Here is a 13180-nt window from a genome sequence, read left to right as displayed (position 1 = left end):
ACTAAGCAGTTAACGGGCTGGCATATAAGGCACCAGAACGCAGAAAGCACAAGTCAAAGCTAAGAAGTGCTTTGTCATATGAAAGCATACTCTTCATTAAATTTTCGATGAATTCAGCTAAATCTGCGACGAATTGAATTCGTCGCAGATGGATAAGTATATGCCGTTGCCAATTAAGTATCGGTCGCTAAAAGTTTGTCCTCCGCAGAATCTCCCTTTTCTTGCCGCAATCATTAGCCTGAAAGGGACTAAGCCATAGCCTTGCTATACGCGATGCTTTTGCCACCAGGCTTTGCTCAATTCCCATCCTGCTTGTGGTGCTCAGTATACGTTACAAACCAAGTAAACCAAAAAGTTATGAAGAATGCACTACTCCCAAACCGGTTGAGGTATTGGCTGTTGCCTATACTCGCGCTGGTGCTGTTAATCAATTACGTCAGTCAGGCCCGGCTACGGCCCGATAACCCCACTGTACGGCCGGGCCTCAAGTCGGCTCCTGAACGACCTAAGGAGACCGCACCAAAAAGTAAAGTGCGTCGGACGAGGAGCAAACAGACTCCTGCCTCCAACGACCCGATCCGTTTTACGCTGCAAGCCGATAAACGGCAGGTTGCCGTCGGTGAAGAGATTGAGTTGACTATAACGGCTCAGTTAATGGGTCTCTCACCCAACCTGATGTTTTTTCTGCCCGGCTCGAATGCCTATACCCTAAAACTGCTTACGCCTGCTGGGTTTCAAGCCACCGGTGGCGATTTTGCTGAGTACGTGACGGAGGAGTTAACCTACCCGGCCAAAACACAGGCCACGTATCACCTGCGGGGCCACTTCACCGCGCCTACCGAAGGGCTATCGTTCCGGCTGCTGCGAAGTCATGGTCAGGCGAATAGCCAGAGTTTGTATGAGGAAAAAGCACGCCTGCAAATCACTGTCCAGGCTCAATCCGACGGGGCCGCTCGCCTGTCTGACCCCTGCGCTGGTATCAGTTTGTCAGCCCAGGCCAGCTCAACTATTGTGAGCGTGGGCGGTTCGGTGACTTTGTCAGCCGCCTGCACAGGGTGTAGTGGCGGGGGTGGCTCGACCTTGTACAGCACCAACTTCGATGGGCAGGCACCCAACACCGACTTCCAATCTAGTTATACGGACCAGATCAGCGTGGTCAGTAATGCTCAGGAGGGGGATAACAGTGCCTACTGCTCATTGACGGATCACACCGGCAACAGCGGGGGCAAGATGCTGCGGTTCCGGGGAGAAGACGCGGGAAGCGTCTGGATAAAGGAACGGAGTGTTACAAATGGCACAACCTACACCTTTAGTGTGTGGGCCAAGCCTGTCTTTCAGGGCAATCCGGCCAGTGGGGCTACCCAGCAGACCTTGAAGTTGAAGGTTAAGGTCAACGATATTGATTATGAGATGGCCAGCCAAAGCATTGGTGCTTCAAATCCAAGCTGTACGGGTGGGTGGGTGCAACTGAGCGGGAGTTGGACAGCTACCACAACGGGCAGCGTGCCTTTCTCGATACAAGTCCCCAACGCCACCAGTTGGCAGCATGCCTTTGTGCTGGATGACATTCAGATCAGCAGTGGCGGGGGTGGTTCGGGGGCGAGTTATGAGTGGCGATCCCTGCCGGGGAACAATATCATTGCCAGCGGTGCCAGCACCCAGGTAACGCCGACTCAGGCGGGCACCTATCAGTATCGGGTGACACTAACCTCAGGTAGTTGCACCACCCAGCAGGACGTGACTGTGACGGTGGCGAGTACTACGGCTCGCATTCGGACTCGGCCCAATTTCGACTGTTGTTTATCCCGGTATATGGGGGGAACCTTTGAAGGGTCTGATGACCAAACGAACTGGACTTTATTGGGTACAATCACCGCTCCGCCACAGCAGAATGCCTGGGTAGACTATCCACTAAATACCCCTACCGTATGGCGATACTTACGATACGTATCCTCAGCTAACGCGTATGGCGACCTGGTGGAATTGCAATTCTGGCGAGATGGTCAGAAACTGACCGGTGTTCCTTTTGGCTCTACGGGGGTGCATATTAACGAATCAAAATACCACTATTCGAGTGCCTTTGATAGCGATTCGACCACGATTTGGGCCACCCGGGTAAACGGCACCCAAAACTATGCAGGGCTGGATACCAAGTCAACTGCAGACGTATTTAAGGCTTGCATTCTGACTCGGTCCAATTTCGACTGTTGTATGTCTCGCTATTTGGGAGGAAGCTTTCAAAGTTCTCCTGATAGCACGACCTGGACTACGCTGTACACCATCAGCCCCACCTCTCTGCCTGCTCAAGACACCTGGACAGAATACTCTCTGAGTCCGCCCGCCAACTGGCGTTACATACGCTTTTTAGCCTCCGCCGAAAACTTCAGCTATGGTGATTTGATGGAACTGGAATTCCGGAAGAATGGTGTAAAGCTTATGGGTGTGCCGTTTGGTTCAGCATCAGCTCACCTTAATCAACCGCAGAACTACTCCTATGCGAAAGCCTTTGATGGCAATCCGACCACCCTGTGGAGTGGTCAGACATATGCCACCCAAAACTTTGCGGGGCTCGATACAAAGCCGTGCAACTTCACGCCCACAGCCGTTGTAAGTAATACCAATCCTGCCTGTAGCAGTACGGTGTCGCTGAGTGCAACCTGTTCCGGTACTGACTGTAGCGGAGTAGCCTATGCCTGGACTGGCCCTAACGGGTTTACTTCGAACAGTCAGACAGTTAATGCAACAGTGCCCAATACTACAGGTAATTATTCCTACACTGTAACCGCTTCCAAATCCGGCTGTATAAAAACGGCTACAGTGGCTATAAATACAACGTGTAATACTTCCACTCCCCGTTTTTATGTAGGCCGTGCCGTACCTGGTGTATTCGATCCAGAGCTATATCAGGACGCTACTGGCGATTGGTGGATTCGGGAAAAGGCAACGAATTATACAGATAATCGCCCCCGGCATTATAATATTAATCGAGCACATGTACCTGATGGTTCCGGGGGTTTATTAAGCGCAAATGGCTATAAACTCGGGAATCGAGGTGGTCGGTATATTGTAGAAATGACGCGGTGGCAGGGTCCCGATAGTTGGAGAAAAATCGATATTGAAGCCTTCCGCATGGAATTTATTCTCCCCGGTTCTATGAATGAACCCGATGCTATTGAAACTCCTACATCGTTCGTTCCCTCAGAGAACTATATTGACAATAGTGTAGCTATGGTTCCTGCACATGATACTTTGAAAGGCAAGATAACTGTCAAAGTGAAGTATAATGAAGTGCACCAAGACAGCCAACTGAAAGCATTGGGTGCTACACACTTTGGGAAAAATACTTCGGAAACTAACCTGAATAAGATGCAGGTTATCAATGGTGAGCCATGGGATGGTGGTTCAACCGCAATAGATCGGACAACATTCAGAGGATTATCGGATGGTTATATCCAAGCTGCTGCCCAGCAAGGAATACCAGCTCTGTATTTTACTGACTTTGAGACACAAGCACGCGATTGGTCGGTTGTTAGCCTTAACTGGGATGGTGATAATGATGCTACTCTACGAAAATTCTACACGTATCATGAAGCACTGATTAATAAAAATCCGGGTCGATTGGTCACGGATTATTACCGGAATATAGTAAATAATAAGGGGTTCCCAGATCCAGGAAATGGGCAACCTAATCCGCTTCATAGGAAGTATGTAAGGCAGTATAGCAATCCTGATACTGCAGTCACGGAGGCTTATCGTGGTTTTATTCGTGAGAATGGTACACCGGCTAGTTTACGAAATCTATATAATGTATGGTTGTTGGACGACTATGGCCGGGAGACATTTGAACCGAATAATCAGTATGAACTCTACCGCTCGTATTCGATGATTCACGATAGCCGAATTATGCGTAAAGTAGTTGGGAACAGCAAGAGAATTATTTCTTATGCTTGGCCAGGAGCTGATTATGACATCGGCTATACTCTGAAACGTGAGATTCCGGGTAAAGGCTGGGTATCGCATTATGCCCGTCGCTATAAATCGGCTGCTGCTGTGGAAATGGAAACGTATCTGGCCTACTTGGTAACAGATGGCTACAGTCCTTTTCACGATCAGGCCAGTTCAACCAACAATCCCGAACTTGCCTGTCCGTGGGGTGATATGAGCGATTATTGGGAAACGTCTAATCACAGTCCGACTCCTATATCCACTACGATGCGAGACCATTGCTACCCTCGGGAGCCACAGTATTATAACGAACACGTCAATCTGGCCGAGTATAAACTCTCCAAGGTAAACACTATTTTAGACGGAGGATATGCTCAGGATGCACCGTTTAATTTGACTGGGAGCACCACTTCCTTCCTAAATGAAGAAGGTGAAACCGCCATTTTACATCGGGCTGCTAACAAGCAACATATTGTCCTAAAAAAGGTGAAGGTAATTCCGAATGGTAAGGATGAAGCTTTCGTAATGGCCGTCAACCCATTCGCTAACGAGAGCGATAAATCTACCCTGACAGTTAAGTTAGCCGATGACTGGATTGTAACGATTACAACCTCCGGTAAATGGCCTACTCTGAAGAGATTTACTCATCCATAATTATTTCCGCGATTCGTTTTTAACAAATCAGGATAACGTTTAAAGGGTCTCAGGCTCGTAGATGACTTTCCCATAAGTCGCCTACGAGCCTGAGACCCTTTCAATAGCTTCCACTGGAACTACTTGCCTGGTGGAACCGCCAAAATACATCATACATATTATATCATACATCAAAACTCAGTGCCCGCCAACCCCCGCCATCGGCTTTACCTCCTGCCCCGTTTTCTTCTGCATTCGGCTGAAAATCGTGATGAATACCAATAGTAAACCAATGGGAATCAGCGAGAAATAAAACGCCGTTTGGCCACCGTAGGCTTCAAACACGTTGCCCGTAATAATCGATCCTGTTGTGCCGCCGAGGGCCGAGAAAATCACAATCAGGCCCGCCATTGGCCCGTGCTGACGGAGGGGTAAACTGCTTAGAATAGCGGAGTTGATGGCCGGATAAATGGGCGCGATGAACAGACCAATAAGCGGGAAAATGAACGCAGCGATGGGCGCATCGCCCCAGCCCGTAACGGGTCGATTGTCCAGCGAACTGGCTAACGGTAAGGCGATTAATACCAACCCCGCCGACACGACCAAACAAATCATCAGCAGCCAGTACCAGGATATTTTGCCCAGCAACACGCCCGCCCCAAACCGCCCGGCTGCGGTGGAAGCCGCCAGAATACTGGCCATCTGAATGCTGAGCGAAGTCGGCAGTTTCAGAATTTTGCTGTTGAAGGTCGGCAACCAGCTCATAATGCCCTGCTCCATCAATACATACACGAAAGCCGTCACGATGAACACCAGCACAACGGGCGTAATGGCCAGCCGAAGCATATCGCCCAGGTCCTCGACAAGGCTTTTTGACGCTTCGTGCTTCACACTCGACTCGTCGATGGGCGTCGTCAGCAGTAGCACAAAGGCAAGTACAGCAATAGCCGCCAGCATGTAATAAACCGTTAGCCAGGCGGTCGACTGCGGGTTGGTGTCATCCACGAAAGCACTGAACAGAAAATAGCCCGACAATACGCCAATCATGAAAAACGACTCTAAAAAATTCATGAAACTGGCGTGCTCGTTCGAGTCCTTCGTGACTAACCCAATGGTGGCAAAAACGGACACCTTAATGAGGGCGAAACCAGCTCCGGTAGCCGCAAAGAGCAGTTTGGTCGTCCAGAAAGCCGGAACCTGCGGCATCAGCAGGCAAGCCGCCGTAACGAGGGCCAGCGCAGCCAGCATGGACCGTTTGTAGCCGATGCGCGTGATGTAGGAAGCTATCAGAAACGACACCACCGCAATGGTCAAATCTTTGAAGGCTTCGAGTACACTGGCCGACGACTCCGAGACGCCGTAATTGTTTTGAACCTGCAAAATCACCGTTCCGACGCTGTTGAGCAGAATGGCGAACACGAAATAGTTAAGAATCAGCGAGAGTTTAATACGCCAGTGGCTCATTCCGATAGGTTGGTTAGAAGACGCTCTTTGGGTCCCAAACAACGTCTAACGTTTAGGGCGATAAACATACGGTTTTCCCGCCATTATTTTTTCGCACTATTCTGACGGGCATTTCGCATTTTTGCCACTTCGCCCTGTGCAGTCAGGGCCAAACCATCCCGTTATTCGTTACACTACCTAAACCAGCTTCGTTCTATTTTGGCAACTTCATCCCTCCCGCAATCGCCCGATCAGATCTTCGGCAGCCTGTTTCATGATGTGCAGCTCGGCCACGTTTTCACAGACTCTAAAACCTTCGTAGACTGCGTGCCGAAACAAACGCCTGCGGCTATCGTCGCACTCTACGAAACGGAAAAACATAAACCCGGATTCAGCCTGAGCGCATTTGTGCAGGAACAGTTCACCTTGCCGGATGAAGCGGACGGTAGCCCGGCGCACAGCGATTATGTGAGCGATATGACCATCAGCACGGCCGAACACATCGATCGCCTGTGGGATCGACTTACCCGCCAGGCAGATGCGCCGGTAGACGGAAGCTCACGGGTTCCGTTGCCGCACTCCTATATCGTGCCCGGCGGACGGTTTCGCGAGATTTTTTACTGGGACAGCTACTTTACCATGCTCGGTCTGAAAGAATCGGAGAAAGTCGATTTAATCCGTGATATGCTCGACAACTTCGCCTACCTCATCGACCAGTTTGGCTTCATTCCGAACGGCAACCGGACGTATTTTTTGAGCCGCTCGCAGCCACCCTATTTCGCGCTGATGGTGAGTCTGCTGGCCGAAATTTCCGGGAAAGAAATATTGGTGAAATACGGGCCGCAACTCCGACGGGAATATGATTTCTGGATGGATGGCTGGCATACATTGACGGACGCACAGCCGGTTATTAAACGTGTGGTGAAAGGAGCGAACAACCAGATTTTGAACCGGTATTGGGATAACACGCCTACGCCCCGCCCCGAAGCGTATCGGCAGGAAATCGAACTCACTGAAGAGACTGAACCGCTCGGCATCGTGCCCGAAGAGTTATACAACCACATCCGCGCGGCCTGCGAATCGGGTTGGGATTTCAGCAGTCGCTGGTTTACGGATCAGCAAACAATGACGTCTATTCATACCGCTGATATTGTGCCGGTGGATTTAAACTGCCTGCTCTACCGGCTCGAAACGACGCTCCATGACGCAGCGCTGTATGGTGGTGAGTATAAGATGGCTTATGATGACTATGACTGGCTGATTAAAGACCGGCTAAAAGCTATTCAACAGACGTTCTGGAACGAAGAAACCGGCTTTTTTCATGATTATGATGCAGTTGCCGGTCGCCAAACCGATGCCCTGACCCTGGCCGGAGCGTTCCCCTTATTTTTCAGACTGGCAACGCCCGAACAGGCCGCCCGTGTTCATGACCGGCTCAAAGCAGATTTCCTACAGGCAGGTGGCTGGGTAACGACGCTCAACCAAACCGGGCAACAATGGGACTGGCCCAACGGCTGGGCACCTTTGCAGTGGATTGTTTATCAGGGGCTTTTAAATTATGAATTCACCGAAACCGCCAATGAAGGCCGCGACCGATGGCTGGCCCTGAACGACAAAGTTTTTCGGGCAACGGGTAAAATGATGGAAAAATACAATGTTGTCGATGCGGCCCTGACCACCGGCGGGGGCGAGTACCCAAACCAGGATGGCTTCGGCTGGACAAACGGCGTGTATTTAGCAATGAGTGAAAGAGTGAAAGCGTGAAAATCTGCCGGATGGCTTTCACGCTTTCGCTCTTTCACTCATTCGCCAATTTGTGGCACTGTATTTGTTTGGTATCCTCGTAACGAGTTACCCAACAAGCAATTAGCCATGAAAAAGCTCTTCATTACCGTGCTGGCGGCCGGTATAACCACCGCTGCCTTTTGCCAGAAGACGTTTATTCTATCGCATCAGGATAAAAAAGGATTCTTTGCTGTATCGGCGGGAGCGAGTTTGCCCGTTGGCAGATTCGGCAGTTGCTCGCCTGTCGATGATCAGGCCTGCATGGCTGGGCAAGGGCTTGCGGTCAATGTATCGGTGGGCTACCGGATTGCGGGTCCTGTTGGGCTGATGGTTCGTGGCGAACAGCACCGAAATTCGGTTAATACGAACGCCATGCTCAACTCGCTGTATCGAAACGATACCGATGTCTGGACGGCAAAAGCCGATAATTGGTCAATTATGACCGTTATGGCTGGCCCTTATATCTCAATTCCAGTTGGTGGTCGCTTCTCGGTCGATGCACGGTTGCTGGCCGGGCGAGCCTTAGCCGTTTTGCCGAATACAGCCATGAGTGGCAATTTCGGCCGAACGGAAATGTCGGTGAAAACAACCGGTTCGCAGAGTACGGCCCTGGCCCTGGGGGGCGGTTTGTCGCTCCGTTACCGGCTGGGCAGAAGCATCTCCCTACATCTGAACAGCGACTACAGCCGCGCCGATTTCACCTTCAATAACCTCACCTCAACGGCGGTCAGCGCAGATAATCGTTCCGAGAGTTCAAAATATAGCAGCAACCGGGTTGTCGATGTTGTCAGCGTATCGGCGGGCGTAGCCGTGTTATTCGGTAATCGGTATCGTCCGTTCTAACGACCGTTAGGCAAGCTCTGCCGACGGTTCATCCGTATTCAATTGTAACCCTCAGCCATAAGCCGTAGTTTAGTGGATAATTACCACTATATCAGGCTATGACACCTCTTCGTCGACAGGCCGTTCTTCGGCGCGTCAAAGACATTACGTTCAGTGCTACATTAAGTCTCGCGCTACTCAACGGAACCGCTGTGCTTCAGAGTTGCAGCAACAGTAACTCCGATGAAGATCAAACTGAGCAAACCGAAACCAGCTTTAAGCAGGGTGTTCGGACCTATATCACCGAAACGGCGCCCGGCAATTTCAAAATCACCGATGAAGTACAGGCCCAACCCGGTCAGGCTGGCGCTATCGTCAACTACTTCGACGGACACCGGGATACCCTGAGTGTCGAGGCTGCCAAACGGCTCGTTGAAACCGACGAGTCGACGCGTACCTACCTGAACAATCCTAACGGCTATCAGCATCATAACGGCCTGGCCAATGTGCTGCTGTGGGGCGGTTTAGGCTACATGCTGGGTCGCTCAACGGCTCCGCAGTACCGCGCCGATGAACGTCGGTATGGGGCTGGCGTTTATGCAAACTCCAGTGTCTACAATCGGTCGAACCAGGTTCGCGAAAACGTTCGTGCCTCCCGCGTTACCCGTACTACCCGGCCATCGGGTGGCCGCAGCGGTTTCTTTGGGGGTCGCAGCCGGAGCTTTTCGGGGTAGAAAGAACGGAGGAGAGGGAAGAAAGGGCATGGATGCACTACGCACATTACACCCTTTTTTTCCTCTTCCTTCCTTCCTCCCTCTCCTCCGGTCCCTACACTATTTTCCCTTATCTTTGCCCTATGAATCGGAAAAAAAACTGGGAGCGGCTACGGCAGGAAACGGTTGATATTTGCATAATTGGGGCTGGTGCCAGTGGTGCCGGTGCTGCCTTAGACGCAACCCTGCGGGGTTACCGTGTTGCCCTGATCGACCGGGGCGATTTTTCGGGCGAGACGTCTTCCCGTTCCACCAAGCTAATTCATGGGGGCGTTCGTTATCTGGAGCAGGCCATTAAAAAACTCGACCTGGCCCAACTCCGGCAGGTGCGGCACGGGTTGGCCGAGCGCCGGACCGTTATCCGAAATGCCCCGCATTTAGCTCATCCATTAGCCATTCTTACGCCCGTTTTCAGTTGGTTCGAGGGTATGTACATGACCATCGGCCTAACCCTCTATGACTTTATTGCCGGGCACGACCAATTCCCGAAAGGGCGATGGCTCAACCAGGCACAGGCTCTGGACCGAAGTCCGATGCTGACGCGCCAAATGCACAGTGCGGTGCTGTATTACGACGGGCAACTGAATGATGCCCGCTATGCGTTGGCACTCACCCACTCTGCCGACGAAGCCGGAGCCGCCGTAGTTAATTATGCCGCCGTGACTGACTTTGTCCGCAAAAACGAACACATCATAGCCGCCCTTATCGAAGATCAGCTCACAGGCGAAACAATTGAGGTTCGGGCAACGGTGTTCCTAAACTGCACCGGACCGTATGCTGACAGTATTCGTTTGCTGGCAAACCCGGCTCTGGAGCCGCGCATCCGGCCCAGCAAAGGTGTTCATATTGTGTTGCCCCGCGAAACATTGAATAGCGATCACGCCATTCTGATTCCCAAAACAACGGATGGACGGGTCGTCTTTGCGATTCCCTTTGGCGATAAGGTATTTGTTGGTACGACGGATAATGATTACTCAAACCTGAATCAGGAACCCGTGCTCGAACCTGCCGAAGTCGATTATCTGCTCGAAACGGTTCGGCCTTATCTGGCTAAACCTCCGGTTAGGGCGGATGTGCAGGCTGGTTTTGGTGGTATTCGTCCGCTGATTGTCAGCAGCCGGGCCGACACGAAAACGCTGCTCCGCGACCACGAAGTTGAACATGACCCCGCATCGGGCTTGCTAAGCCTGCTTGGCGGGAAATGGACAACCTATCGGTTGATGGCGCAGGACGCCATCGACCGGGCCGGGGAACTGCTGAAGAAGTCCGTGAGCGGCAGCACCGAGAATCACTATTTAGTTGGGGGCGAACACTATCGCTTCGAGGACTGGCAGTTGTTGCAAAGCCGGTATAACCTTCCGGCAGATGTTTGTCAGCACCTGATGCGTACCTACGGCACCCGTGCTGATCGTGTGGCGCAACTAACGCAGCAACAGCCGGAACTGGCCAGGAAACTAACGGATAGTCAGCCCTTTATTCAGGCCGAAGTCGTTCATCAGGTGCGGGAAGAAATGGCCGTTACCCTCCGCGACGTGCTGGCTCGCCGGTGGCGGCTCGAACTGGCCGACTGGCAATTCACATCCCAACTTGCTCCGCCCGTTGCCGACCTGATGGCGGCTGAACTGGGGTGGAGCGAAACGCACCGGACGAAGCAGGTACAGGCTTATCAGAATCTGCTGCGTGCGTTCATGAAACAGGCCGGGCTAACACCCGAACAGCCGGAACTGGCAACGACGTAATAATCAAACTACCAGGTTCGTTTGCTCATCACTTTGTCTAATTCAGGCCGGGACATACTGCCTAACTCAGGATGCTGACCAAGCCACTTCAGGAAATCAGCTTTGATCTCGTCGGTCCACTGGCTGTCGATCTGACCGGTGGTGTAGCGCCCCGATTTAACCATCTCAAAACCATACTGATCCTTGCGGGTAACGAACTCACAGGTAGTGATAACCCGTTCGGCCATGTGAGCCGGAACAAACAGAACCCCTTCGCGCTGGGCAATCACCAAATCGCCCGGCAGGACCATCACATGGCCGATGCGAATGGGGGAATTTAAGCCCATGAGCACCATCTCCTCAATGAACGACGGATGGAAATCGCGCACAAAGGCGTTGAATCCTTTGATGTTCTGTAGCTCCTGCAAATCTCTGGCTGCTCCGTTAAATACGACTCCGTTACCTGTTTTACTATAAATGGCATTGCCCAGCGTAGCGCCCATGAGGGTTCCTCCGCCAATTTTGCCAAACGCGTCGGCTACATACACGTCACCTCTCGTCAGCACTTCAATTGGCCAGGTATTGGTATTTCCCTTTCGGCCTTGTGTAGTAATTCCCCGGTCTTTAATTCGCTTTTCAACGTCGGGGCGGCTGGGCATAAACAGAGCCGTAACGGCCCGCCCTGTCACCGGCACATCGTTCTGTATCAATTTCCAGTTGCCTTCAAACTGGTTGGTGTAGCCTTCATTTTTTAGAACCGTCCAGGCATCGTCAAGACCAATATGTTTAGCCCGTTCCACTAAAGCATCTGGAATTTTGGGTCGGCCATCGGCAAAGCGTTCGCCCTTCCAGTCGGCGGTTAAAAAAACCAGTTCATCTTTCGGAATCGTCTGGGCGTATAAGGAGCCCGAAACGCTAAAAATAACAAGGAGAGCAACGAAGAAAACAAGGCTGGATTTCATTTGTGGGAAATTAATCAGAATTAGGATTTTGGTTCATAGCTTTCCCTCACCGCCGGGGCGGTGAGGGAAATTATTTTAATGCTCTTTCGCCAGATAGGCTTCCAAATCCTTATCGGTTATCGCTAATTTCTTAGGGTATTTTGCTACCCAGGCTCTGAATTCGTCTTTGATTTTGGCCGACCAGTCGCCGTGTATCTCGCCGGACGGGTATTTACTCTGCTGGAGAAGCACCCGTTCAAATTCGTCGCGCAGGGCCGTCATCTCCGACGCCGACACCAAGCCTTCGACCAGGTGGGCCGGAATGAACACGGTTCCGTACTCATTGGCAAACACGACGTCGCCGGGGATCACCGTAACTTCACCAATGCGAATGGGTGCGTTGATGGAGGTGGGTGTCATGTCTTTGATGTATGACGGATCATGGCCTTTTACCCAGGCATTAAACCCTTTTGTGTCCTTCAACTCCTGCATGTCCCGCACCGACCCGTAAAAAATAACGCCCTTGCCCGTTTTTCCATAAATAGCATTGCCCAGGCTTGAGCCAATCAGTGTACCATCTTTAATCTTGCCGTAGCCATCGGCCACATACACGTCGCCTTTCGTCAGGATGTCAATCGGCCAGATGTTGATACCCCCCTTTTGGGAACGGCCTTCGGCTTTGCCCTGCGATCTGACCAAACTGTCGAGGTCGGGGCGGGTAGGCATAAACTGCGCCGTTACGACCCGGCCCGTCATGGTCTGGCCAGGGTTAAGAATTATCCAGTTTTTTTCGACCTGGTTGCGATAGCCTTTGTTATTCAGATAGCCCCATATTTGCTCCAGGGTGCAGTTCTGCAGGCGGTCCAACACTAAATCGGGCACCTTCGGACGACCGTCGGGTGTGCGTTCGCCCTTCCATTTGGCCGTTAAGGCAGTAACAAATTCAGCCGATGAGCCGACCCGTTGGGCCTGGGCCAAAAAACTCCCTGAAAGAGTAATGGTTAATAGTAGTAAAAACTTCTTTATCATGGCTTTAATTGGTAGAAAAGGGTCAGTGAAACTACGCTCAGAGGGGGTTGAAAAATTAGGAAAACCAGGGTTAGGAAAGACCTGAAAGGTT

The 13180-nt window shown here is 51.6% G+C and carries 8 protein-coding genes; 5 read left to right on the top strand and 3 right to left on the bottom strand.

Annotated features, from left to right (window positions below; translation table 11 throughout):
• The first annotated feature begins 357 nt into the window (after window positions 1–357).
• Window positions 358–4599, top strand: coding sequence for a discoidin domain-containing protein (locus ACYVI1_RS30610; protein WP_460915399.1), 4242 nt, complete (start codon window positions 358–360; stop codon window positions 4597–4599).
• 177 nt (window positions 4600–4776) lie between these two features.
• Here ACYVI1_RS30610 and ACYVI1_RS30605 read toward each other — a convergent pair whose 3' ends face one another.
• The gene (locus ACYVI1_RS30605) at window positions 4777–6042 is read right to left on the bottom strand and encodes an MFS transporter (RefSeq protein ID WP_460915398.1); all 1266 of its coding nucleotides are present in this window, start codon (window positions 6040–6042) and stop codon (window positions 4777–4779) included.
• A gap of 198 nt (window positions 6043–6240) precedes the next feature.
• Between ACYVI1_RS30605 and treF the strand changes: the two genes are divergently transcribed.
• The 4 genes from treF (at window position 6241) to ACYVI1_RS30585 (ending at window position 11140) form a co-directional block, all read left to right on the top strand.
• Complete coding sequence (gene treF, locus ACYVI1_RS30600) at window positions 6241–7785, top strand: alpha,alpha-trehalase TreF (protein ID WP_460915396.1); 1545 nt, start codon at window positions 6241–6243, stop codon at window positions 7783–7785.
• Window positions 7786–7893: 108 nt separating this feature from the next.
• Window positions 7894–8649, top strand: a complete 756-nt coding sequence (locus ACYVI1_RS30595) for an outer membrane beta-barrel protein (protein WP_460915395.1) — start codon at window positions 7894–7896, stop codon at window positions 8647–8649.
• 98 nt (window positions 8650–8747) lie between these two features.
• Complete coding sequence (locus ACYVI1_RS30590) at window positions 8748–9362, top strand: hypothetical protein (protein ID WP_460915394.1); 615 nt, start codon at window positions 8748–8750, stop codon at window positions 9360–9362.
• Between the two features lie 122 nt (window positions 9363–9484).
• Window positions 9485–11140, top strand: coding sequence for a glycerol-3-phosphate dehydrogenase/oxidase (locus ACYVI1_RS30585; protein WP_460915393.1), 1656 nt, complete (start codon window positions 9485–9487; stop codon window positions 11138–11140).
• Window positions 11141–11148: 8 nt separating this feature from the next.
• Here ACYVI1_RS30585 and ACYVI1_RS30580 read toward each other — a convergent pair whose 3' ends face one another.
• Both ACYVI1_RS30580 and ACYVI1_RS30575 read right to left on the bottom strand, forming a co-directional pair.
• Entirely contained in the window at window positions 11149–12081 is a 933-nt protein-coding gene (locus ACYVI1_RS30580) for an RraA family protein (protein ID WP_460915391.1), read from the bottom strand.
• Window positions 12082–12156: 75 nt separating this feature from the next.
• On the bottom strand, window positions 12157–13089 hold the full coding sequence (locus ACYVI1_RS30575) for an RraA family protein (RefSeq protein WP_460915389.1): 933 nt from the start codon (window positions 13087–13089) through the stop codon (window positions 12157–12159).
• Window positions 13090–13180 lie beyond the last annotated feature (91 nt).

Source organism: Spirosoma areae, from assembly GCF_054781775.1.
Note: the sequence above shows the minus strand (reverse complement) of the source record. Positions and strands in the feature narration are given on the sequence as shown.

Bases quoted from the DNA above. Each gene is read 5' to 3' on its own strand.
- ACYVI1_RS30610 (WP_460915399.1), top strand. From the start codon at position 358: ATGAAGAATGCACTACTCCCAAACCGGTTGAGGTATTGGCTGTTGCCT.
- ACYVI1_RS30605 (WP_460915398.1), bottom strand. From the start codon at position 6,042: ATGAGCCACTGGCGTATTAAACTCTCGCTGATTCTTAACTATTTCGTG.
- ACYVI1_RS30595 (WP_460915395.1), top strand. From the start codon at position 7,894: ATGAAAAAGCTCTTCATTACCGTGCTGGCGGCCGGTATAACCACCGCT.
- ACYVI1_RS30590 (WP_460915394.1), top strand. From the start codon at position 8,748: ATGACACCTCTTCGTCGACAGGCCGTTCTTCGGCGCGTCAAAGACATT.
- ACYVI1_RS30585 (WP_460915393.1), top strand. From the start codon at position 9,485: ATGAATCGGAAAAAAAACTGGGAGCGGCTACGGCAGGAAACGGTTGAT.
- ACYVI1_RS30580 (WP_460915391.1), bottom strand. From the start codon at position 12,081: ATGAAATCCAGCCTTGTTTTCTTCGTTGCTCTCCTTGTTATTTTTAGC.
- ACYVI1_RS30575 (WP_460915389.1), bottom strand. From the start codon at position 13,089: ATGATAAAGAAGTTTTTACTACTATTAACCATTACTCTTTCAGGGAGT.